Origin of the sequence: Pseudomonas sp. 10S4, assembly GCF_034344865.1 — a bacterium.
Classification (GTDB): domain Bacteria; phylum Pseudomonadota; class Gammaproteobacteria; order Pseudomonadales; family Pseudomonadaceae; genus Aquipseudomonas.
In genome coordinates, this window is record NZ_CP133774.1 from 746810 (window position 1) to 772148 (window position 25339).

The 25339-nt window shown below is 57.9% G+C and carries 22 protein-coding genes, 4 tRNA genes and 3 pseudogenes; 19 read left to right on the forward strand and 10 right to left on the reverse strand.

The features are described from left to right. Positions 1–27: 27 nt before the first annotated feature. Positions 28–2971 (forward strand): annotated as a pseudogene (locus RHM58_RS03490) (DUF748 domain-containing protein). Continuing rightward, complete coding sequence (locus RHM58_RS03495) at positions 2971–3267, forward strand: DUF2845 domain-containing protein (RefSeq protein ID WP_201198037.1); 297 nt, start codon at positions 2971–2973, stop codon at positions 3265–3267. Before RHM58_RS03490 ends, RHM58_RS03495 begins: the two are co-directional and overlap by 1 nt. A gap of 194 nt (positions 3268–3461) precedes the next feature. Here the strand turns inward: RHM58_RS03495 and RHM58_RS03500 are convergent, their stop codons facing one another. After that, positions 3462–3815 carry a BON domain-containing protein gene (locus RHM58_RS03500; protein ID WP_201198038.1) on the reverse strand — a complete coding sequence of 118 codons (354 nt, stop codon included), beginning with the start codon at positions 3813–3815 and terminating at the stop codon, positions 3462–3464. A gap of 356 nt (positions 3816–4171) precedes the next feature. Next, positions 4172–4588, reverse strand: coding sequence for a pilin (locus RHM58_RS03505; RefSeq protein ID WP_322269670.1), 417 nt, complete (start codon positions 4586–4588; stop codon positions 4172–4174). A gap of 225 nt (positions 4589–4813) precedes the next feature. On the opposite strand from RHM58_RS03505, the gene pilB reads away from it, so the two are divergent. The 5 genes and pseudogenes from pilB to yacG all read left to right on the forward strand — a co-directional run bounded on the left by pilB (position 4814) and on the right by yacG (position 9424). Then, complete coding sequence (pilB, locus tag RHM58_RS03510) at positions 4814–6514, forward strand: type IV-A pilus assembly ATPase PilB (protein ID WP_201198040.1); 1701 nt, start codon at positions 4814–4816, stop codon at positions 6512–6514. A 2-nt stretch (positions 6515–6516) separates the two neighbouring features. Next, positions 6517–7733, forward strand: a pseudogene (locus RHM58_RS03515) (type II secretion system F family protein). Position 7734: 1 nt separating this feature from the next. Further along, positions 7735–8607, forward strand: a complete 873-nt coding sequence (locus tag RHM58_RS03520; protein ID WP_322269671.1) for a prepilin peptidase — start codon at positions 7735–7737, stop codon at positions 8605–8607. Further along, positions 8604–9227 (forward strand): dephospho-CoA kinase, encoded by a 624-nt coding sequence (coaE, locus tag RHM58_RS03525; protein ID WP_201198043.1) that lies wholly within the window; start codon positions 8604–8606, stop codon positions 9225–9227. The genes RHM58_RS03520 and coaE overlap by 4 nt, the downstream gene beginning before the upstream one ends. Next, positions 9224–9424: a DNA gyrase inhibitor YacG gene (gene yacG / locus RHM58_RS03530; protein ID WP_201194621.1), complete on the forward strand. Its 201-nt coding sequence runs from the start codon at positions 9224–9226 to the stop codon at positions 9422–9424. The genes coaE and yacG overlap by 4 nt, the downstream gene beginning before the upstream one ends. Positions 9425–9446: 22 nt before the next feature. Here the strand turns inward: yacG and RHM58_RS03535 are convergent, their stop codons facing one another. From RHM58_RS03535 to RHM58_RS03545, 3 genes are all read right to left on the reverse strand, one after another. Beyond that, a complete protein-coding gene (locus tag RHM58_RS03535; RefSeq protein ID WP_201198044.1) occupies positions 9447–9662 on the reverse strand; it encodes a hypothetical protein in 216 nt (71 codons plus the stop codon). A gap of 63 nt (positions 9663–9725) precedes the next feature. Further along, positions 9726–10415 (reverse strand): energy-coupling factor ABC transporter permease, encoded by a 690-nt coding sequence (locus RHM58_RS03540; RefSeq protein ID WP_322269674.1) that lies wholly within the window; start codon positions 10413–10415, stop codon positions 9726–9728. Continuing rightward, a complete protein-coding gene (locus RHM58_RS03545) occupies positions 10412–10879 on the reverse strand; it encodes an FAD/FMN-containing dehydrogenase (protein ID WP_201255794.1) in 468 nt (155 codons plus the stop codon). The genes RHM58_RS03540 and RHM58_RS03545 overlap by 4 nt, the downstream gene beginning before the upstream one ends. A 486-nt stretch (positions 10880–11365) precedes the next feature. Between RHM58_RS03545 and RHM58_RS03550 the strand changes: the two genes are divergently transcribed. The 12 genes and pseudogenes from RHM58_RS03550 to RHM58_RS03605 all read left to right on the forward strand — a co-directional run bounded on the left by RHM58_RS03550 (position 11366) and on the right by RHM58_RS03605 (position 22955). Further along, positions 11366–12112, forward strand: a complete 747-nt coding sequence (locus tag RHM58_RS03550) for a methyltransferase domain-containing protein (protein WP_242486279.1) — start codon at positions 11366–11368, stop codon at positions 12110–12112. Positions 12113–12233: 121 nt separating this feature from the next. Then, entirely contained in the window at positions 12234–13043 is an 810-nt protein-coding gene (locus RHM58_RS03555; RefSeq protein ID WP_322269676.1) for a class I SAM-dependent methyltransferase, read from the forward strand. 126 nt (positions 13044–13169) lie between these two features. Beyond that, positions 13170–14186, forward strand: a complete 1017-nt coding sequence (locus RHM58_RS03560) for a M50 family metallopeptidase (protein ID WP_322269677.1) — start codon at positions 13170–13172, stop codon at positions 14184–14186. A 10-nt stretch (positions 14187–14196) separates the two neighbouring features. Continuing rightward, positions 14197–14352, forward strand: a complete 156-nt coding sequence (locus tag RHM58_RS03565; protein ID WP_201255792.1) for a TglA family RiPP precursor — start codon at positions 14197–14199, stop codon at positions 14350–14352. Positions 14353–14416: 64 nt separating this feature from the next. Beyond that, positions 14417–15331, forward strand: coding sequence for a DUF692 domain-containing protein (locus RHM58_RS03570; RefSeq protein ID WP_322269678.1), 915 nt, complete (start codon positions 14417–14419; stop codon positions 15329–15331). After that, positions 15321–16127 carry a hypothetical protein gene (locus RHM58_RS03575; protein WP_201255790.1) on the forward strand — a complete coding sequence of 269 codons (807 nt, stop codon included), beginning with the start codon at positions 15321–15323 and terminating at the stop codon, positions 16125–16127. Before RHM58_RS03570 ends, RHM58_RS03575 begins: the two co-directional genes overlap by 11 nt. A 3-nt stretch (positions 16128–16130) precedes the next feature. Next, positions 16131–18572, forward strand: a complete 2442-nt coding sequence (locus tag RHM58_RS03580) for a lantibiotic dehydratase (protein WP_322269679.1) — start codon at positions 16131–16133, stop codon at positions 18570–18572. Further along, positions 18569–19849 carry an MFS transporter gene (locus RHM58_RS03585; protein ID WP_201255788.1) on the forward strand — a complete coding sequence of 427 codons (1281 nt, stop codon included), beginning with the start codon at positions 18569–18571 and terminating at the stop codon, positions 19847–19849. The genes RHM58_RS03580 and RHM58_RS03585 overlap by 4 nt, the downstream gene beginning before the upstream one ends. A gap of 367 nt (positions 19850–20216) precedes the next feature. Next, complete coding sequence (locus RHM58_RS03590) at positions 20217–20843, forward strand: DUF1780 domain-containing protein (protein WP_008154887.1); 627 nt, start codon at positions 20217–20219, stop codon at positions 20841–20843. After that, positions 20840–21367 (forward strand): MOSC domain-containing protein, encoded by a 528-nt coding sequence (locus RHM58_RS03595; RefSeq protein ID WP_201198045.1) that lies wholly within the window; start codon positions 20840–20842, stop codon positions 21365–21367. The genes RHM58_RS03590 and RHM58_RS03595 overlap by 4 nt, the downstream gene beginning before the upstream one ends. 56 nt (positions 21368–21423) lie before the next feature. Next, the gene (locus RHM58_RS03600; RefSeq protein WP_007938396.1) at positions 21424–21597 is read left to right on the forward strand and encodes a DUF3094 domain-containing protein; all 174 of its coding nucleotides are present in this window, start codon (positions 21424–21426) and stop codon (positions 21595–21597) included. Positions 21598–21657: 60 nt separating this feature from the next. Further along, positions 21658–22955: pseudogene (locus RHM58_RS03605) on the forward strand (NAD(P)/FAD-dependent oxidoreductase). A 150-nt stretch (positions 22956–23105) separates the two neighbouring features. Here RHM58_RS03605 and RHM58_RS03610 read toward each other — a convergent pair. From RHM58_RS03610 to RHM58_RS03630, 5 genes are all read right to left on the reverse strand, one after another. Beyond that, entirely contained in the window at positions 23106–24731 is a 1626-nt protein-coding gene (locus RHM58_RS03610) for a methyl-accepting chemotaxis protein (RefSeq protein ID WP_201198047.1), read from the reverse strand. A gap of 150 nt (positions 24732–24881) precedes the next feature. Next, positions 24882–24958, reverse strand: a tRNA-Pro gene (locus tag RHM58_RS03615). A gap of 96 nt (positions 24959–25054) precedes the next feature. Beyond that, positions 25055–25133 (reverse strand) — tRNA-Lys (locus tag RHM58_RS03620). A 5-nt stretch (positions 25134–25138) separates the two neighbouring features. Further along, a tRNA-Pro gene (locus tag RHM58_RS03625) sits at positions 25139–25215 on the reverse strand. Positions 25216–25224: 9 nt separating this feature from the next. Next, positions 25225–25300 (reverse strand) — tRNA-Asn (locus tag RHM58_RS03630). Between the last annotated feature and the right edge of the window lie 39 nt (positions 25301–25339).

A 25339-nucleotide genomic window follows, 5' to 3' on the forward strand; every position in this document is an offset into this window, starting at 1 on the left:
ACTCCGATCAGACAAATGAAGCCGCACATGCCCAAAGGATTGATTCGCGCTATCGGCGCCTTGCTGACTGCCCTGGCCCTCTACAGCCTGCTGGGGTTTCTGATTTTGCCGGGCATCGCCTTGCGGATCGCCAACCAGCAACTGGCCAACTACGCCACGATGCCCGCGCATATTCAGCGGATCGAACTCAACCCTTTCAGCCTTGAAGTCACTCTGTGGGGCCTGGTCATCGGTGAACCGGGCAAGGAACAGGTCGGCTTTGAACGTCTGTACGCCAACCTGCAGATCGACAGTCTTTGGACCAAGGCTCTGCACTTGTCCGATATCGAACTGGACAAACCCAAGACCGAAATCCTTTTCGGCAAGGACGGCAAACTCAATCTGCTCGGTCTGTTCAAACTACCCGCCAGCGAACCGACCCCGGCCGATCCGAACGCCAAGCCGTTCCCGCTGCGGGTAGAGCGAATCAAACTGGCCGGCGGCTATGTGCACTTCCAGGATGCGCGCCCAAGCGAGCCCATCGAATTCCTTTACGACAAACTCGATTTCGAGCTGAATAACCTCAGCACCCTGCCCGATGATAATGCCGACATGACCCTGGTCGCGGCCGGCCCGGAAGGCGGGAAAATCGACTGGAGCGGCAATTTCAGCCTGATCCCGATCGCCTCCGAAGGTAAGTTGAAAGTCACCGACGGCCAGATGAAAGTCTGGTGGCCGTACGTACGGGACACGCTGCCGCTGGCCCTGGAAAACGGCGTGCTGAACCTAAGCACCGACTACAAACTCAATCTGGCCAAAGAAACCGAACTGCTGCTGAGCAACGTCGCGGTCAGCGTCGCGCCTTTTGCTATCAACACGCCGGACGGTCGGCCGCTGGTGAAACTCGAACGCCTGGACGTCAGTGACACCACCGTCGACCTGGCCAAGCAGCAAGTCGTCGTCGGGAAAATCCGCAGCAACAAACTCGAAACCTGGGCGGCCCTGGAAGCCGATGGCCAACTGGACTGGCAGAAACTGTTCGCCAGCCAGCCATCCAAGGCAGCGGTAAAAGCTAAAGCCGAACCGACAAGCACTCCAGCAGCAGCCGATTCGCCAAAACCTGAACCGGCGCCACCGAGCAAACCGTGGCAGGTGCTGCTCAAAGACGTGCAACTGCGCGACTACCAAGTGCATCTGGCGGACCGCAAAGCACAACCGGCAGTGGCGCTGGAAGTCGGCCCGCTGAACCTGGATTTGCAGAACTTCGATAGCCTCAATGGCTCGCCTTTCAACCTCAAGCTCGACACCGGCGTGGGCAAGCAAGGCAAGATCACGGCCGACGGCCTGGTCAATCTGGCGCCGGTCAGTGCCAAGTTGAAAGTGCAAACCAAAGACATCGACCTGCGAGTCGCCCAGTCCTACATCACCCCGTTCATTCGCCTGGAACTACGCAGCGGCATGCTCGGCAGTGACTTGGCAGTGGACCTGAAAAGCACCGATCCGCTGGCGTTCAGCGTGACCGGCCGTGCCCAGGTCGATCAACTGCACACCCTCGACACCCTGAAAACCCGCGACTTCCTCAAGTGGCAGCAACTGGTGCTCGAAGGCCTGAACTATCAGCACGGCAACAGCCTGTCGATCGACAAGGTCAACCTGTTCCAGCCCTATGTGCGTTTCATGATCAACGATGACCGCACCACCAACATCGATGACTTGCTGATTCCGCAACCCGCCGATTCCGGTGCAAAAAGTGCTGCGGCCAAACCGGCGGCCAGCAAAGACAAACCGATGGGCATTCATGTAGGCGGTATTGCCATCAATGACGGCTCGGCGAACTTCGCCGACTTCAGCCTGACCCCGAACTTCGCCACTGCCGTTCAAGAGCTCAACGGAGCGATCGGCACCATCGACAGCCGTCAGGCGAAACCCGCGAGTGATCGACGTCAAGGGCAAGGTTGATCGCTATGCGCCGGTGACCATCAAGGGCGCGGTCAACCCGTTCGACCCGATGGCCAGCCTCGACATTGCCACCAGTTTCAAACGTGTTGAGCTGACCACCCTGACGCCTTACTCCGGCAAGTTCGCCGGCTACCGCATCCGCAAGGGCCGGCTCAATCTCGACCTGCATTACCTGATCACCAAGGGCCAACTGAAGGCCGAAAACAAGGTCGTGGTCGAACAACTGCAACTGGGCGAGAAAGTCGACAGCCCCGACGCCACGAGCCTGCCGCTGAAACTGGCGATCGCTTTGCTCAAGGACGTCGACGGCAAGATTTCCATCGAGTTACCGGTGACCGGCGACCTGAACAACCCGCAGTTCAGTGTGATGCCAATTGTCTGGCAGACCCTGCGTAACCTGATCGTGAAGGCGGCCGCCGCGCCGTTCAAACTGATTGGCGGGTTGATCAGTGGTGGCGGTTCGGAAGACCTCGGTACCGTGTCGTTTGCACCCGGCTCCAGTGACCTGAGCAAGGACGCCGAAGCGTCACTGATCAAACTCTCCGGCGCGCTCAAGGAACGTCCGGCCCTGCGCCTGGAAATCGAAGGCACCGCTGCGCAGAGCAGCGATGGTCCGTTGATTGCCGAGCAACGACTGGAACGCGAATACCAGTACAACTACTACAAAATGCTCCAGCGTCGCGGCGACAAAGTCCCGGCCCAGGCGTCCTTGCTGCAAGTGCCGGATGGCGAGAAAGGTCCGCTGCTGGAAGGGATTTACCGCACACGCCTCAAGACCCAACCGCCGGCTGAATGGAAGGACCTTGGCAAGGAAGAACGCACCGCCAAAATGCGCGCCGACGTGATCAAGTTCTGGAGTTCCAGCGACGTGCTGCTGCGTCAACTGGGCCAGGAACGGGCCAGCAGCATCAAGGACTTCCTGGTGGACAAGGCGCAAATGGCCGACGACCGCGTGTACTTCATCGACGCCAACCTGGGTGAAGCGCAAAGTGACGGTCGGGTGATTACACCACTGCACCTGGACGCCGAGTGATGATCAGACCATTGCTGATCGGCCTGGCCCTGGCGATGGCTGCCAGTCAGGCCAGCGCAGCCGATACCCTGCGCTGTGGCAGTCAATTGGTCAGTGTGGGGGACAGGTCCGGCGAGGTGCTGCAAAAGTGTGGCGAACCGGTCAGCCGCGATCTGCTGGGCTACAAAAAAAGCGCCAACCGACGGGAAGAGTTTCAGGTCGAGGAATGGACCTACGGACCGAATGGCGGGATGTATCAGTACCTGCGGTTTGAGGGTAATCGATTGAGAGCGATCAGCAGCAAACGCGGTAACTGAAGATCAAAAGATCGTCCGAAGGCTGCGATCTTTTGCTTTTGCGACGCTCACAATAGAACAGGCCTGCGACACGAATGTCGCAGGCCTGTAATGACCACATCCTTGTGGCCGTTCGCATGAACTCTCAGATGCGGCAGACGTATTGCTCGGCCCGCCTACCGCGCCCTCTCCCAGTCCAGGCGAGAAGTCTTGCCTTACTCGGCTTTCAGGCCGTCAGCGGAAACCGCTTTGACGCCTTTGATTTTCTTGGTGATGGCAACAGCGGTGGTCTTCTGAGCTGCGGTAACGGCTACAGTCGACGACAGCGATACAACGCCTTTGTTGGTTTCAACTTTGATGTCGGTGCCTGGAATGCCTTTTTCGGTGACCAGGTCGCTTTTGACTTTGGTAGTGATCCAGGTATCGGACGTAGCGCCTTCAGCCTTGGTCATTTCACCGGCCGCCAGAGTCATCGGGGCTTGAGTGGTGGTGGTCTGAGCGAATGCAGCGTTGGCCATGGTCAGGGTCAGCGCGGTTGCAGTAGCAGCAGCGATAGCGAACTTCTTCATACGAGTAACTCCTGTTTTTCTAGAAAGTCTGCTGCATGTCTTCTCAGCAGGGTTACTGGGTATATTGCGAACGCTGTGCCAACGTCGAATAACAAATTAACTTTATATAAATCAACAAGTTATAAAAACAGGCTATTTTCGCAATCATGCAAAATGCATGAAGATGAAATTCTGTACATGCAACTTGCCGGTTTTATCGCAGGCCTAAGGCCATGAATTGTCGAGAGTTTCCCTGCCTGCGTAACGACCGCGAAAAAAGGTTGAACCCATTACGCTCTTTTTGAGTAATCGCCTGGTCAGCAGACAAAAAAATACCCCGCCGTTGAGGGCGGGGTACGGGTCCGGCAAAGCGAGAATCAAGCGCCAGGGCAGCTCGGGGTCGAGTACATGACCAGAGCTGTGGTTGCACAACTCCAACCTGTGGTCGCACTGCGCGACAAGGTGATGACCTTACTCAATACAGGTGCAGGGGCATTAAGCAGTGTGCAAGTAATGGTGCCAGCGCCAGTGGCTACAGTGCCCGTCACAGCCAGCGTGCAGTTCTGTGTGGCCGCTAGATTGTTCGTTACGTTGGCTAGCGTCGGATCCGCAGAACCTGCATTCATCACGTCCTCATAAGCCACTTTGAGCGCCGAAATTTCCGCGATCCCGGCGGTCACCTTGGCCCGCGCCTGGTACTTGGTATAAGCCGGCAACGCAAATGTCGCCAGAATCCCGATGATCGCCACCACGATCAACAGCTCGATCAGGGTAAAACCTTTTTGAGTGTTCATAGACAAGCTCCATGCATGAGTCGGAATCTCATGATCTGAATAAGCCCCAGCACGCTCCATGCCAAACCTGCCGGGCCCTGCCCACAGGGCGCGACGTGACAATAACACCCTCTCCTACCCCCGGTAACCGCACTATCTGACACTTTTTGTCACCTGAACGCCGCTGGTTTCGCTGCATCCCTTGACTAGGCTATAAGTCATGAACTGTCTGCGTCCGGTATCCCCATGAACGACATCGCCCTTAGCGGCCTGGCCAAGCAATTGGTGCTGGCCGAACTGCTCACTGACAAAAGCGCGCAACAGGCGTATCAGCAAGCCCAACGCAATCGCATTTCCCTGGTCAGTTATCTGGTCCAGAACAAACTGGTGAGAAGCCGGCAAGTGGCGGAGATCGCCTCGGAACATTTCGGCATGGCCCTGCTGGACCTCAACTGCCTCGACAAGGAAACCCAGCCCAAAGGCCTGGTCAGCGAAAAACTGGTCCGCCAGCATCACGCCCTGCCCCTCTGGCGACGTGGCAATAAACTGTTCGTGGGGATTTCCGACCCGACCAATCACCAGGCGATCAACGACATCCAGTTCAGCACCGGGCTGAGCACCGAAGCAATTCTGGTCGAGGACGACAAGCTCAGCGACGCCATCGAGAAATTCTTCGACACCCACGCCACCGGCCTCGAAGAGATGGCCGACGTTGATCTTGATGGAGTGGAAGTCGAATCGTTCGACGACAGGCATCAGGACTCCATCGCCGGGCAAGATGCGGATGATGCGCCGGTGGTGCGTTTCGTCCACAAGATGTTGCTCGATGCGATCAAGAGCGGCTCTTCCGACTTGCACTTCGAGCCCTACGAAAAAACCTACCGCGTACGGATGCGCACCGACGGCATTCTGCGCGAAGTCGCCAAGCCACCGATTCAACTGGCCGGCCGGATCGCCGCCAGGCTGAAAGTCATGGCCAGCCTCGACATTTCCGAACGGCGGCGCCCTCAGGACGGGCGGATCAAGATGCGCCTGTCCAAGACCAAGTCCATCGACTTCCGGGTAAACACCCTGCCGACCCTGTGGGGCGAAAAAGTGGTGATCCGGATTCTCGACCCGTCCAGCGCCCAAATGGGCATCGACGCCCTCGGCTACGAACCTGACCAGAAAGCCCTGTTCATGGCCGCCCTCAAGCAGCCACAAGGGATGATTCTGGTCACCGGCCCCACCGGCTCGGGCAAAACCGTGTCGCTCTACACCGGGCTGAATATCCTCAACACCGTGGACATCAACATATCCACCGCCGAAGACCCGGTGGAGATCAACATGGAAGGCATCAACCAGGTGAACGTCAATCCCAAGCAGGGACTGGATTTCGCCCAGGCGTTGCGCTCGTTCCTGCGTCAGGACCCGGACGTGATCATGGTCGGCGAGATTCGCGACCTGGAAACCGCAGAAATAGCGATCAAGGCTGCTCAGACCGGCCACTTGGTACTGTCGACCCTGCACACCAATAGCGCCGCGGAAACCCTGACTCGCCTGCACAACATGGGCATTCCGGGTTTCAACATCGCCACCTCGGTCAGCCTGATCATCGCCCAGCGCCTGGCGCGCAAACTGTGCAGCCATTGCAAGACAGCCATCGAAATACCCCGGGAAACGCTGATCAAGGAAGGCTTCCCCGAGGAACGCATCGGCTCGTTCACGATCTATGAGCCGGTCGGTTGCGATCTCTGCAACAACGGCTACAAAGGACGAATCGGGATCTATGAAGTGGTGAAAAACACACCAGAACTGCAACGGCTGATCATGGCCGAAGGCAACTCCCTGGAAATCGAGATTCAGATGCGCAAGGACGGCTTCAACGACCTGCGTACTTCGGGCCTGATCAAGGCCATGCAAGGCATCACCAGCCTGGAAGAAATCAACCGGGTCACCAAGGACTGAACATGGCGGTCAAGGCAGCAAAAATCAGCGTGTACGCCTGGGAAGGCACGGACAAGAAAGGTACGAAAATGACCGGCGAACTGAGCGGTCAGAACCCGGCACTGATCAAGGCGCAGCTACGCAAGCAAGGCATCAATCCGGGCAAGATACGCAAAAATCCGCCTCGATTTTCAACTTCGGCAAACGCATCAAGGCTCAGGACATTTCGCTGTTCACTCGACAGATGGCGACCATGATGAAGGCCGGCGTGCCGCTGTTGCAGTCGTTCGACATCATCGGCGAAGGCTTCGAAAACCCGGCCATGCGCAAGCTGGTGGACGAGGTGAAACAAGAAGTCGCGGCGGGCAACAGCTTCGCGGCATCGCTGCGCAAGAAGCCGCAATATTTCGATGAGTTGTACTGCAACCTGGTGGACGCCGGTGAACAAGCCGGCGCCCTGGATACATTGCTGGACCGGGTGGCCACCTATAAGGAAAAGAGCGAAAGCCTCAAGGCCAAGATCAAGAAAGCCATGACGTATCCACTGGCCGTGGTGTTCGTCGCGATCATCGTCACCGGCATTCTGCTGGTCAAAGTGGTGCCGCAATTCAAAACGGTGTTCGCCGGGTTTGGCGCCGAACTGCCGTCCTTCACCCTGATGGTGATCGGCCTGTCGGAGTTCATGCAGGAGTGGTGGTGGCTGATCCTCGGCGCATTGGTCGTGGCGATCTACGGCGTGCGTCGCGCCTTCAAAAAGTCTCAGGTTTTTCGCGACCGGATGGACACCTGGCTGTTGAAACTGCCATTGGTAGGCACGCTGATGTACAAGTCCGCCGTAGCCCGTTACGCGCGCACGCTGTCGACCACGTTCGCCGCCGGCGTACCACTGGTAGATGCCCTGGAATCGGTGGCCGGCGCAACCGGCAATATCGTGTTCAAACGCGCGGTGTTGCGCATCAGGCAGGACGTGTCGACCGGCATGCAGCTGAATTTCGCCATGCGCACTTCCGGCATCTTCCCGAACATGGCGATCCAGATGGCCGCCATTGGCGAAGAGTCCGGCGCCCTGGACGACATGCTCGACAAGGTCGCCAGTTTTTACGAGGACGAAGTGGACAACATGGTCGACAACCTCACCAGCCTGATGGAGCCGTTCATCATGGTGGTGCTGGGGGTTATCGTCGGCGGGCTGGTGATTGCCATGTACCTGCCCATCTTCCAACTCGGCTCAGCGGTCTGACATGCCTTTGAATGAATACCTGAGTCTCTATCCGTTGGCCTTCGTGATCACTGCCCTGGTACTCGGCCTGGTGATCGGCAGCTTCCTCAACGTGGTGATCTGGCGCCTGCCGAAAATGCTCGAGCGGGAATGGCGAATGCAAGCCCACGATGTATTGGGCCTGCCCGGCGAAACGCCCCTGCCAACCTACAACCTGATGCTGCCCCACTCTCAGTGCCCGCACTGCGCCCACAGAATCCGTGCCTGGGAAAACATCCCGGTGCTCAGCTATCTGTTTTTGCGTGGCCGTTGCTCAAACTGCGCAACACCGATCAGCAAGCGTTACCCGCTGACCGAACTGGCCTGCGGTCTGCTTTCGGCATTTATCGCCTGGCATTTCGGTTTCGGCTGGCCTGCCTGTCTGGTGCTGGTGTTGACTTGGGGCCTGCTGGCCATGAGCCTGATCGATGCCGAACATCAACTGTTGCCCGATGTGTTGGTGCTGCCACTGTTGTGGCTGGGGCTGATCGTCAACAGCTTCGACCTGTTCGTGCCGCTGCACGATGCCTTGTGGGGCGCAGTGGCCGGCTATATGGCGCTGTGGTCGGTGTTCTGGCTGTTCAAGCTGATCACCGGCAAGGATGGCATCGGTCACGGGGACTTCAAGTTGCTGGCGATGCTGGGGGCCTGGGGCGGTTGGCAGATCCTGCCGCTGACGATCCTGTTGTCATCCTTGGTGGGCGCCATTCTCGGGGTGATTTTGTTGCGCCTGCGGGACGCGAAAACCTCGACGCCGATCCCCTTTGGTCCCTATCTGGCAATTGCCGGCTGGATTGCCTTGCTCTGGGGTGGTCAAATAACCGACTTCTATTGGCAGTTTGTCGGTTTTAAATGAATACCCCCGTGGAAAAACCCTGGATTCTCGGCCTGACCGGCGGCATCGGCAGCGGTAAAAGCGCGGCCGCCCAGCACTTTATCGACTTGGGCGTGCACGTGATCGATGCCGATCACGCCGCACGCTGGGTGGTGGAACCGGGGCGCCCGGCTCTGGCGAAGATCGCCGAGCACTTCGGCCCCGGCGTGCTGCAAGCCGACGGGCAACTGGATCGCGGCGCACTGCGCAAGCTGATCTTCGAAGTCCCGGAAGAACGCCGCTGGCTCGAAGCGCTGCTGCATCCGCTGATCGCCGAGGAAATCGTTAATCATCTGGCCAAGGCACAATCGCCTTACGCGATTCTGGTGTCGCCGCTGTTGATCGAGTCCGGGCAGTACGCCATGACCCAACGGGTTTTAGTGATCGACGCCCCGGAACAACTGCAGATCGAACGCACACTGCAGCGTGATCAGACCAGCGAGCAACAGGTTCAGGCGATCCTCAAGGCCCAGTCCAACAGGCAGGATCGCGTGAGCCATGCCGACGATGTGGTGGTCAATGACCGCGACCTCGCCTGGCTGCACAGTGAGGTCGAACGCCTGCATCACTTTTACCTAACTTTGCGTGGAGGCCAGTCATGAGCCAACCCCCTGTCGTCACCTGCCCAACTTGCGGCGCCCCTGTTGAATGGAGCGCCACCAGCACGTTCCGGCCTTTCTGTTCGGACCGTTGCAAACTGATTGACCTGGGTGCCTGGGCGTCGGAAGAACACAAGATTCCGGTCAGCCCGGATGCCGAGGACGACCTGTTCAGCGAAGACTTCGAGCCGCGTCACTGAACCGAGTCTTTATCCTCAAAAGTCAGGGCCGCATAAAACCGTAGTCCTGGCCTTCATCGAGGTTCTCTGCGAGAAACTGCAACTCATCCGCCAGATCCTCGACACTGCGCACCGCCTTGCTCTGTTGCACCACCGCGCTGAGCAAGGCGCGCAGGCTCAACCCCGGATCAAACCCCACTTCCTGCGCCGCATCCAGACTGTGACGCAACTCCTGCCTTGCCCACTCGTAGACACTCATTTCGATGCTCCTGTAGGTTTCCCGAAGCATGGAAGCGTCAGTGATTGAGGGATTTGATGTGGATCAAGACTTGGGGTCGTCGTCTTTCCACGGTGCCGAAAGGTAGCGGGTGCGATTGAACGTCTCCAGCCATTCGGGGCTAAACACCACCAATGCGCTGATCACCATGCCGTTGATGAATGCCTCGGGAAAGATGATCAGCCACAGATAGCCGATGAAGTCTTCCAGCCAGTACGGCATGGCAAAAATTTCGTCGAACCACAGCAACCAGAGCCCCACCAGCAGACAGAGCAATGCCGACAGCGCCGCCGCAAAGAAACCGGAAACGAAGATATACACAAAGGGATTACGCGGTTGCGCCCGCTCCACCAGGATCGCGCAGCACTCGGTGACCAGTACAGGAAGCAGAATCAGCAGCGAGCCATTCACCCCGACAGCCACCAAATCCTGTCGCCCAAGCAGCACCAGCCCCAGTTGCGCGACCAATCCACCGACAATCGCCAGCGGCCAGTCCAACAAGAGCGTCACCGCCGTCATGCCGATAAAGTGATACGACACGCCGGTATCAAAATCCCGTCGCACCAACCACAGCATAAACAGCGCGAACACCGTGCCAAACAGCAAATGCTGCCGACGCCGGTCGGAGAATAACTCGACCCACGGAGCGCGGCAGATCGCCCAAATCACCACGGGCACATAAATCAGCCAGCCGACTGTCAGGCTCTGCGGTGACAGCAGCTCGGCGCTTATCATGGCCGGACCTTCTCCAGCGCCTCACGCAATTGCGCAGCGCTAGCGTATTCGTGCTGCTCAACCAATTGACCGTCCTTGAGCTGTAACCACAGCACGTTATCCACAGCCCCGGGGTAGCGCGGCGCCACGCGGCCATCACGGTCAAGCATGACCCGATAGGCATAGGCGCGCATGGCGGGCACGGCGAACATTTTTGCAATCAGCCGAGGCATGCGCTGGATGTCAGCGACGAATACTGTGTGTCGCGCCTCCAGAAACCCCTTGGGCTGACCTTGTAACGCGGCATCAACCAGTTTCGCGGCGTTCATGCTGCGTGCCACCAGCAACGTCTGCGTCTGGTTGTCGAGGCTGTAGGCCTGATCGAACTGATCGAGCAGGGTCCAGGGTGCCAATCGCTCGCCTACCTCCAGCGCCTGGGCCAGAAGAGGCAGAAGACTGAGCAGTAACACCGGCCAATATTTCACGTCATTCCCTTAGTTGAGGCGCACACGCGCAGCGACTGCCAGTCTACATCGACCGTTTCGCATGCCTAGTCCGCGGCCCAAAGCAGCTACCGATTAAAGGGGCCGGAGAGTGTGTACCGTCGCGCGTGTTTTAGAAGGTCGCTGCACATGACATTGCCTTGAATGGCCCCCTTGGAGCCGATAGACAATAGGGTCAGATCAAGTCCGGTTTCTTGCCAGGTTTGAATAAGCCTGTTTCCGGTGGCGCTTGTGACCTGGCTCTCGTTTTATCGAGTCGTTTTGCGTCAGAACTCCGGCGCCAAAGCAGGATTGCACAATTTCGCGTTTTATCACGGATTCGCGCACTGAATTGGTGCATATAAAGTAGTTATTTCCCGTAGAAAAATGATGACACACTAATTAAGACTGGATATTCTCTCGTCGAGAAGAAAGGAATCTCGTTGCACTAACGTGCTCTCATTGTGATTGGACAAGGATGTGACATACATGTCTTCCCAAATGACTTCGCCTGCCACTCTCTACGAAACCGTCGGTGACGGCGTAGAATCCAGTAATGCCTCATGGAGTTTCGGAGGCGCGACCCCGCAGCACTTTGACTCGCATGTATCGAAGTCCGTACCTAAATATAAGGATGGACACGACATTGTGCTGTCGCTCAGCGACTTTTTTGTAAAGAGCGATAGCATCTGCTACGAACTTGGTAGTTCAACCGGCACCCTTACTCGGCAGCTTGCACAGCGCCACTGCGCCTCGGCGAAGTGGGTGGGTATTGATGTAGAAGATGCCATGACCCGCAAGGCGAATGAGCTCTTGAGTGCATCACCGCAGCACAACGTCAGCTTCATTACCGACGATATCCTGACCTTTCCCTACGAAAAAAGCGATCTGATAGTTGCTTACTACACTATCCAGTTTGTGCACCCGCGTATTCGCCAAGCCTTGTTCGATCGTATCTACGAGTCCTTGAACTGGGGCGGCACTTTTATCATGTTTGAAAAAGTACGCGGCCCAGATGCACGTTTTCAAGACATCCTCAGTAGCCTATATGTAGATTATAAGCGCGACCAAGGTTATAACGCCGATGAAATCCTGGCTAAAACCAGAAGTTTGAAAGGTGTACTTGAACCTTTCTCCACGGCTGGCAATATCGACATGTTATCCCGGGCCGGCTTCAAGGATATAACCAGTATATTCAAGTATATTTGCTTTGAAGGTTTCTTCTGCATCAAGTGACCGGGATGTCATCGTGAATACAACTATAGAACAACAGTATTTGCAACTTCTGCAAATGCCTGAGACATTTCGCGCGCAGAAAATGAATTGTGAACTGTGCAATTCCAAAGAGCATTGGGTTTTGTTGGAGAGTGTCCAGGGCCCCGGTGACCAGGCAATGGCATTGCCGGTGCTCGGTTGCCAGGATTGTGGGCATATTTTCCAGCAATACCGCTTCGATGAAGCCTTCTACAGCGCTTACTACGACAAATTCTACCGCCTGAGCCTGTTCGGCAATACGGAACCGGAGCGCGCCTTCTTTCTCGACCAGGTACGCCGTGGCGAACACCTGTGTCGCTACTTGCAAGATGTGCTTCCCGCCAAAGGCAAAATGCTTGACGTCGGTTGTTCCGCCGGCGGCCTGATGATTCCCTTCGCTAAGCGGGGCTGGACAGTAAGAGGCAATGACCCCGATAGGGCCTACGTGGAATACGGCAAAAATATCGGCCTGGACATCGACCTGGTGGGTGCCGAACGTATGAGCCCCAGTGGTGATTACAACCTGATCATCATCAATGGTTCGCTGGAACATGTTCATGACGTCAACCAAGTCATGCAACTTTGCCGACAGGCCAGTGCCGAGGACGGGTTGCTGTTGATTGAAGGTCGCGCGCTGGGCTATGGCATCGAGCAAGGGTTTCTAACCCATAACCATCGCCGTTACCTGAGTGCCAGCAGCATCGAGTACTTGATGTGCCTGCATGGCTGGGAACCGATCCGGACCACCCATGAGCCCGTGTGCGGGCCGACTCGGCCGGGAGCGGTGTTCGTGCTGGGGCGCGCTTGTGCCCAGCCTGCCACCGAACACCTCGAAAGCATTAAGGCCCAGGGTCGCAAGGCGCTTCAGGAGTCTTATATGCCCAGCCTGCACGCGTTGCGAGCCCGCGCATGAGTGCCTCGGCCTGTGTCCTCGAAAAATCGAGCACCCAAGTCCATTCCTGCTTCAGGGATGACCTGGTCGTGACCCCGCCGCCAGCCGATTCGGGGGCGGGGCGCTACAACCTCTACGACCCTCGTAATGATATTGGCTTTGAACTGGGCCGGGCCGAGTACTCACTCGCTTTGCTCTTCGATGGCCAGCGAAGCCAGCAAGACATTGCCGACGCCGCCCTTGCGCAGCATCGAATCAGAGGTCAGCCCTGAGAAGCTTGCGCAATTCGAGCGCAAGCTGCTCCACCTGAAACTGCTGAGCAGCGAGCAAACCGATCATAAAAAGGACCTGCGCGACCCCGCCACGGGCATCACCTACGGTCCGCTAAAAGAGCATCTGCTGATTAATCTGGTGAAAACCGACCCGCAGCGATTGCTCGATCATATTTACCGGTTGGCGCCCTGGTGCTGTCGCGCGGCATTCATTTTGCCGTTGCTGGCCCTCGCCCTGGCGAGCTTCGTGTACCTGGGCGCGCACTTCGACACGTTCATGGCCGATGCGGGCGAGACCTATATCCACAGTTACCGCTGGTTGCTCTGGCACTTCCCGGTCATTTTGACATCCATCGCCCTTCACGAATTGGGGCACGCGATGGCCTGTCGTCACTATGGGGTCAAGGTCAACGATTTCGGTATCGGCATCTACGTGTTGCTGGCCACCGGTTGGGTACGTCCGGTGCAGTCGCAATGGTCGCAGCTTCCGCTCAACCAGCGGGTGATCACCATCCTGGCAGGTCCCTTGGTCAGCCTGCTTTATGCCGGAGTGGGCATAGCCCTGTGGGCAATGTTCCGTGATACCCAAGGGGGTTTACCGGCGCTTTTTGTGGTGATGATCGTGGCATCGTTCATTTCCCTCGTACCGACGCTGCTGCCCATCTTCAATGGCGACACATACCTGGCGATTACCGAAGTGCTCGGGCAACCACGCCTGCGTCAGCGCGCTTTCAACCATGTAAAGCGCCATTGGCGCACCGCGCCGCTGGAAACGGTTCCCCCTGCATTGCGCAGGCTCTACTGGGGCACATTCCTGTTGACCTGCCTGGGCTGGGTAATCGCCTGGTGCTTCACCGCAGCCACCTTGATTCGCCTTTTCAACCACCCATAAGGACAGTGTCATGACTCAATCTACAGTGACCCCGGCTATCGCCAACACGGATGAACTCACCACCGAATCCACCACCAACGTCGCACCGCAAGCCCTCAACGAAACGGCGTTCGAGGAGTTCGACCTCGACGATATCGAAATCATCGAAAGCAAAGTTTTCGCCTGATCGCATCGCGCTTCCTCGGCGTTACGTCGAGGGAGCCGTCCTCTTTCTCTGACTGGGCAACCACATGGCTCATTTCGTTAAGCCCGAACCGATTGGTGTGGGTATCCAGTACAACCCCGAGATTCTCGACTGGTTTCCATTTGAGGACATCGAAGTCGATGTGCTGGAAATCCTTCTCGACAACATCATGGCCCCCATGGATGGCCCGCAGATTATCAGGCCCGCAGCCCAGGCGATGATCAATCGGCTGGCGGAGAAGTTCACCTTGCTGGCGCATTCCAATTACGGTTGCGACTTCGGTTTCAGCCCTATCGAAGAAACCGCCGCCGTGCAACGCCATGTGCCCTTGGCCAAGATGTTGAACAGCCCATGGGTTGCCAACCATTGTTTTTATGGCGACAACTCCTGGCTGGATATCTGGAGCAGCCCGCTGCAGTTTTCCAATGCCGAGGTGCTCCGTTGCGCCGAACGCGCGAAGACGTTGCAGGCCCGTTACGGAATGCCGCTGGCCCATGAAAACGCCGCCTATTACCTGCAATGCCCGGGCGCGGAAATGCGTGAAGCCGAGTTCCTGGCCAGGCTCGTGCAGCAGTCCGGAACCTTCTTGCACCTGGACTTGCACAACATCTACACCAATCACTTGAACCTGAAAAATTTCGACTTGCGCGACTACCTCGACACCTTGCCATTGGACAAGGTGATCTCGGTGCATCTGGCGGGCGGCAGCTGGCACGAAGGGCTTTACCACGACTGGCATGACTCGTGTGTGCCCGAACCTGTCTGGGATCTATACGAGGATCTGATGTCCCGCACCCAGCCTTCGGCGATCATCCTGGAATACCAGGGGCAGGCCCACCATGCGCTCACACGCGTGATGGACGCCAACGACGAACACATGATCGTCAGCGATGTGCGGCGCGCACAGAAAATCTGGAATCACTACACAACACCGGTAAAGGAACTGACGCATGGATGCTGAGCAGGTCTGGAAGCTGTGGCGACGCCTGCTTCGCGATGAAACACTGCAGCAGCAGTTGTACGACGCTCAGGGCGCGACGCAATGGCTGGAACATTTTCCCGATGACGAGCGGGCGATTCTGCAGGCCTATGCCAGTCAGTTTGAGCGGGTGAAATGGTTCGTCGAGAACTATCAGTTCCGCCTGGTCAATTCGTTTATCAATGCGCTGGAAACCGGTGCCCCGCTGACGTTGCGCGCACTGCTCAACATCGGGCTGGATCTGCCGGCATTGTCCAAGGCCTTTTTGCGCCAACAAAATTGGTTCGATTACGGGCCACGGGTTTATGGCTATTGCGATGCGGCGCTGGGCTTTATGCTCGAACGCCAGGAACTCGCGCCCTACCCGCAAATCCGTGACCTGATGGGGCTTGAGCGCGAATGTGTGCGCCTCTACACCGGATTGGTGGAAATCAGCGCCGTCGTGCCCGGCCATTATCAGCGCACTGATGGTGCGCGCATTTACCAGAGCCGCTATGCGCTGTCGCACTGGTTGCGGGATAAAAGCCTGCTGGGGCGCAGCAGCCCGGAAGAAACCAGCCAACACATCCTGGTGTATTTGCCCAACCCCGAGGCCCGCCACAAATTCACGCTCATCAGCCCGCGCGCGGCGCACCTGTATCGATGCCTGGAGCAACCGCAGTCGCTCGTCACCTTGATGCAGATGCTGAGTTGCGCCGACGCCGCGCAACCCAGCGGCGAAGACCTGGCATTGCTCGGTAAATTGCAACAACTCAACGCCATCAGGATGCCGGTCTAGAATATGGAAAGCTCACAGTACTTCTGGCTGCGCTCGACCGGTTTTCCCATTCACCACTTGACGGATCTGGGCCGGTTCGCCGACCTGCCATCGTGCCGCGTCTTTGAACAAGACTTCCGCTCATTGCAGGCGTTGAAGGCAACGCTGCTTGAGGAGGCCAACTCGCACTCGCCCCAGGCCTGCCGCAAACTTATCCGCAAACTCAACGAGCACCAAGTCCTGCAACTTTCTGACCTGCCGCAAGTACTGCGCGAGTCATTGGCCGAGCCTTTGCAGCACTGGAACGGTTTATTGAAGCGGACTGCGGCACGTGAAGAGGCCGTCCAGGAATATGACGCCTACCTGGAAAGTGCCCGCCAAGGGCTGATCGACTTCCTGGATGACGACGCGGTGGCCGAGGCCTTGTTCATATCCAACCCCTCGGCGATGACACGCATCAGTGAGCTGGTCCGGGATCGGTACAGCAGAAACGATACCCGCAAAAAGCAGAAGCTGCGTTTGGGCTGGAGTTACGCGCAACGTTTTTGCGCCAAGAACGATACCTCGAGTTTTTTCGGACCTTTGGCCTGGGGCCGGTTCGATGCCCACCAGACTGACAATGTACGTCTGACCCAGGGTGACAGGGCGTGGATCAAGGAGCGCCACACCTTCTTCGAGAATTGGGTGGTGCAACGACTGGTCGAACAGATCAACCGGCAATGTCCAGACACCGACCGCATGCCGTTGCAGCTCAATACCGGTTGCTATCTGCAAGGACAGGTCCTGTTCATGCCGATCGGCAAAAGCCAGCATCTCAACCCGCAAACCGCGCAGGTACTGCAGTACATCAGCGACCAACAGGGGCGGGAACCGACTTTTGCCGGGATATCGAGCGTCTGTGCCGACGTCGCGCCAGGCACGTTGCACGATCTGCTGGAACACCTGATAAGCAAACGGATCGTGCGCCGAGGCTGGCAAATATCGCCTCGCGAGCGCAACCCCATCGTGCGGTTGCAGCGCTGCCTGACCAACGCAGGAGTCTGCGCTGAGTTCGGCCAGGGCTGGCAATCGCGCCTTGAAGCATTGGAAGGCTTGCGCCGTGATTATGCCCACGGCGACCTGCTGCGCCGGACCGAATGCCTGGAGAGCTTGAACCAAGTGCTCGGAGAGGCCGGGGTCGACCTCAGCCGGGAAACCGGCGCCATGTATGTCGGCCGTTATCCGGTGTACGAAGATTGTTCGAGAAACCTGGACATCAGCCTCGGCCAAGCAATGCTCAGCCAGGTCAACGAAGAGCTGGCGCCGCTGATGCACATCAATCAGTGGCTGATCAAAGCCATCGCGCATCAGCTCAATGAAGCGTTCATTGAAGTCTGGGAGCAGCGCCAGGCTGCCAGTCCCGATCAGCCTGTAGATTTTCTCGACCTGCTCAACACCCTTGCTCCTCTGTTGCCGGCACTTGAAGCGCGCCTCATCCTCGACCTCGATCAGCGCCTGGAAACAGCCTGGACGCAACTGCTGCAGGACTTCCCAGCCCCCGAGGTGCAACTGTGTGCGGGCGACATCGAACGCCTGATCGCCCTGTTGAACGTCGATCTGGATGTCGCCGGCTTCGAGGTCTTTGGCAGCGACTATCACTCTCCGGACATCCTGCTTTCCAGTGCGTCGGTGGCGGCGTTCAATCGCGGCGACTACGAAATCATCGTGGGTGAAGTGCATCCGGCAGTCCATACGCTGAGCCAGCCCGTTGCCGCGCCATTCGGACCGTTCAATATTCAGATAAACCAACAGGTAGAGGCGATTTTCCAACGCCCTCGTCTGGTGCTGGCGGACTCGCCCGACAGTTACCAACGTTCGCACATCGACTGGCCGTTACAGCCCACGTACCTGCAATTGGTGCTGCCTTCGGGTGGCGGTTGTGTCGCGCCGAACCAGCAATTTGCCGCAGGCAGGGCAAAAGTGCTGCGGGTGGAGGGGCGCCTACAGGTGGTGGATGCCCTGGGGCAGTTCAGTGAAGACTTGCTGTGCGTGTATTCCACCCCAATGCATCGGCTGGGCTTCGCCCTGGCCGGCAGCGCAGTGGCCAAACACGAGCGCCGACGTATCTGGTTGGGCCGCACCCTCTATAAGCGCGCCTCCTGGCTGTTCGCCAGCGACTGTCTGCCCGAGCCGAAGGGCTCGGTCGACGAGCTTGAACACACACTGCAATGGCGTGCCTGGGCCGCCGATCATGGCTTGCCCCGTTATGCCTTCGTCAAGATCGATACCGAACCCAAACCGTTGTTTCTCGACTTCGACAACCCGTTGTCCTTCGACGGCATCACCAACGCGTTGAAGAACGCCGGTCAGGTGAAGTTCTCGGAAATGCGGCCGCGCCCCGATGAGCTTTGGCTTGAAGAAGAGCGGGGGCGTTTCTGCTGTGAAATACGCACAACCTTTTCCACATGCGAGGCTCTTCCAACATGAGCAATGAGAATATAGGTTCTTGCGCCAAGGCCGATCAGGAAGTCAAACACACATTTTTATACTTGTTTTTGACCATATTCGTCCCCTTTGGACTCGGGCATTTTGTGTCTTACCTGTTTCGTACTGTCAACGCCTTGATCTACGTGGATCTGGAACGGGAACTGCACCTGCCCGCCAGCAGCCTGGGCCTGCTGACCGGCGTGTACTTTCTGACTTTCGCCGCGGCGCAGATTCCGCTGGGCGTCATGCTCGACCGCTACGGTCCGCGCAGCGTGCAGGCCCCCATGCTGCTGTTCGCTGTATTGGGCTCGCTGATTTTCAGCTTCTCCCATACCGAACTGGGTCTGATCATTGGTCGCGGCCTGATCGGCCTGGGTGTTGCCGGTTCGCTGATGAGTGCGATCAAGGCGTGCGCCATCTGGCTGCCGGTCGAACGCCTGCCGCTGAGTACGGCGTGCCTGTTATCGGTAGGCGGCCTGGGTGCCATGGCGTCCACCACGCCGTTGCATGAACTGCTCAAGTGGATCTCATGGCGTGAAGCATTTTTGATTCTGGCGCTGCTGACGTTGTTCGTCTGCGTGGTCATTCATCTCAGCGTGCCGCGCACCTACAAACCCAAACACACCACTCTCGCCGAAATGTCCAAGGCCGTGGGGACGCTTTACTCCTCCTGGGTATTCTGGCGACTGGCGTTGTACTCGGTGTTTGCCCATGCGATCTACATGTCGGTGCTGTCGCTTTGGATGGGACCGTGGCTACGCGATGTCGCCCAGTTGAACGAGTCCAGCATGGCCAATACCTTGCTCTGGGGCACCGTGGCGATGGTGGCAGGCTCGCTGGCCTTCGGCTCGATCACCGACTACCTGCGGCGCTTTGGCGTGCAGCCGATCATGGTGTGCGGCGCCGGGGTTTCGATCTTCATCGTATTTCAATCGCTGATGATCAGCGGACTGCCTGTATCGCCGCTGCTGATTGCTATGGGTTTCAGCTTCTTCGGTACCTCCACCACCATGAACTACGCGATCGTGGCTCAGTCGGTATCGCCTGAACTGGCCGGGCGGGTCAGTTCGTCGTTCAATCTGGTGGTGTTCGTGCTGGCGTTCGTCCTGCAGTGGTTGATGGGGGAAATTCTGAACCTGTGGCCGGCAACCGGGCAAGGGCACCCCGTGGAGGCTTATCAGTGGTCGCTGGGAGTGATGATTGCGTTGCAGATACCGGGGGTGTTGTTGTGGCTGAGTTTTAAACCGTGGGAACTGAAAACAGCGGCGGCGCGATAAAACCAAGACTGTCAGGTCGTTTTCGCTCAGCACCCGTCAGTTAACCAGCGGCAAAAACCTGTCAGCCGCGCTCCGTATGAGCTAGCAAGATATGTCTCTGAAGGGCGGCGGCGCCAGGAGGTGCCACCCCCTTCATACACGACCAGGCAACCAAGCTCGGAGAAAGTTGCTCGCGTGTAAATGAACCACACATTCCTCCAGACGATCGAGGGTAATAATCCCTCAATGATCTGAGGCTCCCAGGAAGAATCGAGCCAATTGCTTCCTAAGCCCCACCTCGCGCAGAGCCCTGAAAATCACGACAGCCTTTTTCTCTTGTGAAAGACTTTATTTATTAAGATCACATTTGAACGCTAAGCTTGGGCCTATGGATGACTCAGATTATTTACGCCTGCTGACCATCGCGGCCGAGCAAGCCAACGCGTTCCTGTCCAATGCCCGCAAATGGGAGCGTGAGCGTTGGGTCTGTCAACGCCTGCTGCAAGGCTTGAACATTCCCTATCGCGCGGACGAATTCGCCCCGGCCGGCGAGCCACCGGACGTGCTGTTTCGAGACGCCAGTTTCGAGGTGTTCTTCGTGCTCGACGAAGGCCGGCGCCTCAACGACGAATGGCGCGACGAACTGCAACGTCGGCGCAGCGCGTTTTCCCTGAGTTCGCTGGTGCGCCGCGAGGCCAAGCCCCGGCGCATTCCGGCCAATGAGTTCTTGCTGAGACTGGCGCCGACCTTGCGCAAAAAAGCCCACAACTACAAAGAACGCGGGATGGACTTGGGGGAGCTCGATATCATCGCCTTCGCCAGTCTCAAGCGCGAAGTGCTGGACCTGAACAGCCATTTCCCGCCACCCACCGAATACCTGCGCCAAGGCTGGCGCTCGTTATCGCTGGTCGGCCCGACGTTCGCCCGCGTGCTCTTTGCCCATCCGGATGCCCCGGATTTCCTGCGCAGCAACCTGGGACGCAGCATCGTCTTCGACGTCGGGATCAGCCTTTGAGCCCGTTGCAGGAATTGATTGCCGAAGTGCCGCAACAAGGTCGCGTGCGCTGGATCGGTGTGCGCCCGGAACCTCACGTGCCGATGATCGAACTGGATGCCGTGGAAGCGCGACTTGAGGCAGGTCTGACCGGTGATCGCGCCCGTCCCGGAGTACGCAATGCGCGGCAAGTGACGCTGATTCAGTGGGAACATCTGGCTGTGATCAGTTCGCTGATGGGACGCCCGGACGAAAAACCGGTGCTGCCTGATGAATTGCGGCGCAACCTCGCTATCAGCGGTATTAACCTGTTCAGCCTCAAGGGACGTCGCTTCAAAATCGGCCAGGCGATTTTCGAAACCACCGGCTGGTGCCAACCTTGCGCACGTCTTCAAAACAACCTCGGCCCCGGGACATTTCAGGCCGTTCGCGGCCATGGCGGAATCACCGCCCGAGTGATACAAAGTGGAATCATTCGACTGGACGATACGGTGAGTGTCGAGCCCATCCCGGACAGCGGCTATGCTCCGTTCAACGTTCGTTAAATCTGCCTGTAGCTTCTACACATTCAGCAACGTCTACTCCCCTGACGAGGCCTAATATGACCAGCCGCCTGAACCCCGACGACCAGAAGCATGTCGAAGAGTACCTGCACTTGTCCCAACACCAAGTCGAGCGCCGGCCTTTCAGGCCGTGGATGCTCCTGGTGGTGGTGCTGGCAGTGACCATTGGTTTGGGCCTGTTGAGCCGACTGATCAGTTACCTGACGCTATGAGCTGCCTCGCGCTCGCTCGGGTAATCGCACCGATTTCTTTTAGCCTTGCGAGATATCCCCATGACTCATCGTATTGTTATCGTTGGCGGCGGCGCCGGCGGTCTGGAGTTGGCTACCCGTCTGGGTAAGACTCTGGGCAAGCGCGGCACGGCCAGTGTGATGCTGGTCGACGCGAACCTGACCCACATATGGAAACCGCTGTTGCACGAAGTGGCGGCAGGGTCGCTGAACTCATCCGAAGACGAACTCAACTATGTTGCCCAAGCGAAATGGAACCACTTCGAGTTCCAGCTGGGGCGCATGAGCGGGCTTGATCGCGCACAGAAAAAATCCAGCTGGCCGCCACCTACGACGACGCCGGCGTGGAACTGGTGCCGGCCCGTGAACTGGGCTACGACTCGCTGGTGATTGCCGTCGGCAGTACCACCAACGATTTCGGCACCCAGGGCGCAGCGCAGCACTGCCTGTTCCTCGACACCCGCAAACAGGCCGAGCGTTTTCATCAGCAATTGCTCAACCATTACCTGCGCGCCCATGCCGGGCAAACCGATGTCGAGGAGCAAATCAGCGTGGCCATCGTTGGCGCCGGGGCCACTGGCGTCGAGCTGGCGGCAGAACTGCACAACGCCGCCCATGAATTGGCAGCCTACGGTCTGGACCGGATCAAACCGGAAAACATGCACATCACCCTGATCGAAGCCGGGCCACGGGTGCTGCCAGCCTTGCCGGAACGTATCGGCGGGCCTGTGCATAAAACCCTGGAGAAACTCGGGGTCAACGTCATGACCAATGCGGCCGTCAGTGAAGTCACCGCCGACAGCCTGATCACTGCCGATGGCAAAGTGATCAACGCCAGCCTGAAAGTCTGGGCCGCCGGGATTCGTGCACCGGGTTTCCTGAAGGACATCGATGGCCTGGAAACCAACCGCATCAACCAGCTGCAAGTGCTGCCGACCCTGCAAACCAGCCGCGACGAGAACATCTTCGCCTTCGGTGACTGCGCCGCTTGCCCGCAACCGGGCACCGACCGCAACGTACCGCCCCGGGCCCAGGCTGCGCATCAACAGGCGTCGTTGCTGGCCAAATCCCTGAAGCTGCGGATCGAAGGCAAAGCATTGCCGGAGTACAAGTACACCGATTACGGCTCGCTGATCTCGCTGTCGCGTTTTTCGGCTGTGGGTAACTTGATGGGCAACCTCACCGGCAGCGTGATGCTGGAAGGCTGGCTGGCGCGGATGTTTTACGTGTCGTTGTACCGGATGCATCAGATGGCGTTGTATGGCGCGTTTCGGACGGCGATGTTGATGCTCGGTAGCAAGATTGGGCGCGGGACTGAGCCGCGGCTGAAACTGCACTAATATTTTCGGCGCTGGTTAGGACCTCTTCGCGGGCAAGCCTCGCTCCTACATTGGATCTGCGTCGCGCACAAAATGTGCGACCAACAAAGATCAATTGTGGGAGCGTGGCTTGCCCGCGATGCATTCACCTCGGTTTAACCTGCCTTTCGTTTACACCCGAAAGCGTTGCACCATGCCTTGCAGTGCATTGGCCAGTTTGGACAGTTCATGGCTGGAGGCGCTGGTCTGATCGGCGCCAGCGGCAGAGCGCACCGACAGGTCACGGATATTCACCAGGTTGCGATCAACTTCCCGCGCGACTTGCGCTTGCTCTTCGGCCGCACTGGCGATCACCAGGTTTCGTTCGTGAATCTCGTGCACCGAGGTAGTGATAGTCTGCAAGGCCTCGCCGGCACGCTCGGCCAACACCAACGTGCTGGCTGCCCGAGAAGCGCTGGCTTGCATGGAGTCGAGCGCCAGGCTCGACCCGCTGCGCATGCCCTGAACCATTTGCTCGATCTCCTGGGTCGACTGCTGCGTGCGATGCGCCAGTGCCCGCACTTCATCTGCGACCACCGCAAAACCGCGACCACTCTCCCCCGCGCGCGCTGCTTCAATCGCAGCGTTGAGCGCCAACAGGTTGGTTTGCTCAGCGATGGCCCGAATCACGTCCAGCACCTTGCCGATGTCCTGGGACTGATTGGCCAACGACTGCACCAGTTCGCCGGTGTGTTGTACATCGCTGGCGAGGGCGCTGATGGCGCTGGCGGTTTCGCTGACTCGCTCCTGGCCCAGATGCGCCGACTCGCTGGACTGGCGTGTGGCGTCAGACGTCGACACCGCATTGCGCGCGACTTCCTCCACGGCAGTGGTCATCTCATTGACTGCGGTGGCAGCCTGCTCGATCTCGTTGTTCTGCTGTTGCAGGCCTTGGGTGCTGTCGAGAGTCACTGCGTTCAATTCATCGGCCGCCGTGGCCAGTTGGGTGGCCGAACCGCTGATGCCTTGCAGGGTTTCGCGCAGGTTCTGCTGCATGGTCGCCAGCGCCTTGAGCAAGCGGCTGACTTCATCGTTGCCATGGGTCTGGATCGGGTTGGTGAGATCGCCTCGGGCCACGTTTTCTGCGGCATTCAAGGCTTCGTTCAGGGGGCGCACGATGCTGCGAGTCAGCAACATCGCCAAACCGACGGTGGCCAGCGCCGCCAGGGCGATGAACAGGCTGACGATCGTCCGCGATGTTTCGTAGTGCGCTGCAGAATTCTGGCTTTCGGCGGCGACTTGTTTAGCGAACAGATCTGCCAAGTCATTGAGCTGTTTGCCGGAACCATCGACCACGGTCTTCATGTCCACCAGCAGCAGCTTGGTCAACTCATCGTGACGACCTTGTTCGGCCAAGGTGAACGACTGGGCGATGCCCGAGCGGTATGCGGCGAAGGTGCTTTTGAATTGGTCATACAACTGCTTGCCTTCAGCGGTGTTGACCAATTTGTCATAGGCGGCAATCTTGTCGCTCAGCTCCTTGTCCCGGGTGTCCATCTGGCTGCGGTATTGCGCGATGTTCTTCGGATCCTGGTCCAGGGCCATGCGCAGGGAAATGGTGCGAATGCGCAGCATGATCTCGCGAATCTCGTCGCCGCCACGGATGCTCGGCAGCCACTGGCTTTCCACCGCCACCTCGCTGTCACGAATGCTCGACATCTGCCCCAGTGCAAATACCCCGAGCAATGCCACCAGCACCGCAATCAAGGCAAAACCCAGCGCTGCACGAGGGGCAATATTCAGCTGACGAAGAAACATAACGAGCGCCTTTTCTTTTTATGGGCGGGAGGGAAGCGCTGTTTGCGCTCCGATGGCTCGTTATCGGCAAGTTGTACGACGACTTGAAGCGTATTCACTTTTTCAAAGACAAAAAAATCCCCGTATCTTTCGATACGAGGATTTTTAATATGGTCGGGGTAAGGGGATTCGAACTCCTGACATCCTGCTCCCAAAGCAGGCGCGCTACCGGACTGCGCTATACCCCGGTAAAAAAAGGCGACCTCTCAGTCGCCTTCTTCTTCGATCAGCGCTTTTGGCCTCTGATCTTAAGATCTGATCCCAGCGTTAACTGGTTTCAAAAATGGTGGGTCGTGTGGGATTCGAACCGACGACCCAATTGGATTAAAAGTCCAACTGCTCTACCAACTGAGCTAACGACCCAAAAATGGTCGGGGTAAGGGGATTCGAACTCCTGACATCCTGCTCCCAAAGCAGGCGCGCTACCGGACTGCGCTATACCCCGGTTTGAAATTGGCTCCGTGACCAGGACTCGAACCTGGGACCCAATGATTAACAGTCATTTGCTCTACCGACTGAGCTATCACGGAACTACATATTTCAATTTACAACGGTGAAGCTTGCTGCAT

Coding starts and splice junctions, on each gene's coding strand:
- RHM58_RS03600 (WP_007938396.1), top strand. CDS start 21,424: ATGACCAGCCGCCTGAACCCCGACGACCAGAAGCATGTCGAAGAGTAC.
- RHM58_RS03505 (WP_322269670.1), bottom strand. CDS start 4,588: ATGAACACTCAAAAAGGTTTTACCCTGATCGAGCTGTTGATCGTGGTG.
- yacG (WP_201194621.1), top strand. CDS start 9,224: ATGAGCCAACCCCCTGTCGTCACCTGCCCAACTTGCGGCGCCCCTGTT.
- RHM58_RS03585 (WP_201255788.1), top strand. CDS start 18,569: ATGAGCAATGAGAATATAGGTTCTTGCGCCAAGGCCGATCAGGAAGTC.
- RHM58_RS03565 (WP_201255792.1), top strand. CDS start 14,197: ATGACTCAATCTACAGTGACCCCGGCTATCGCCAACACGGATGAACTC.
- RHM58_RS03495 (WP_201198037.1), top strand. CDS start 2,971: ATGATCAGACCATTGCTGATCGGCCTGGCCCTGGCGATGGCTGCCAGT.
- RHM58_RS03560 (WP_322269677.1), top strand. CDS start 13,170: ATGATATTGGCTTTGAACTGGGCCGGGCCGAGTACTCACTCGCTTTGC.
- RHM58_RS03610 (WP_201198047.1), bottom strand. CDS start 24,731: ATGTTTCTTCGTCAGCTGAATATTGCCCCTCGTGCAGCGCTGGGTTTT.
- RHM58_RS03580 (WP_322269679.1), top strand. CDS start 16,131: ATGGAAAGCTCACAGTACTTCTGGCTGCGCTCGACCGGTTTTCCCATT.
- pilB (WP_201198040.1), top strand. CDS start 4,814: ATGAACGACATCGCCCTTAGCGGCCTGGCCAAGCAATTGGTGCTGGCC.
- coaE (WP_201198043.1), top strand. CDS start 8,604: ATGAATACCCCCGTGGAAAAACCCTGGATTCTCGGCCTGACCGGCGGC.
- RHM58_RS03590 (WP_008154887.1), top strand. CDS start 20,217: ATGGATGACTCAGATTATTTACGCCTGCTGACCATCGCGGCCGAGCAA.
- RHM58_RS03520 (WP_322269671.1), top strand. CDS start 7,735: ATGCCTTTGAATGAATACCTGAGTCTCTATCCGTTGGCCTTCGTGATC.
- RHM58_RS03570 (WP_322269678.1), top strand. CDS start 14,417: ATGGCTCATTTCGTTAAGCCCGAACCGATTGGTGTGGGTATCCAGTAC.
- RHM58_RS03550 (WP_242486279.1), top strand. CDS start 11,366: ATGTCTTCCCAAATGACTTCGCCTGCCACTCTCTACGAAACCGTCGGT.
- RHM58_RS03575 (WP_201255790.1), top strand. CDS start 15,321: ATGGATGCTGAGCAGGTCTGGAAGCTGTGGCGACGCCTGCTTCGCGAT.
- RHM58_RS03535 (WP_201198044.1), bottom strand. CDS start 9,662: ATGAGTGTCTACGAGTGGGCAAGGCAGGAGTTGCGTCACAGTCTGGAT.
- RHM58_RS03500 (WP_201198038.1), bottom strand. CDS start 3,815: ATGAAGAAGTTCGCTATCGCTGCTGCTACTGCAACCGCGCTGACCCTG.
- RHM58_RS03540 (WP_322269674.1), bottom strand. CDS start 10,415: ATGATAAGCGCCGAGCTGCTGTCACCGCAGAGCCTGACAGTCGGCTGG.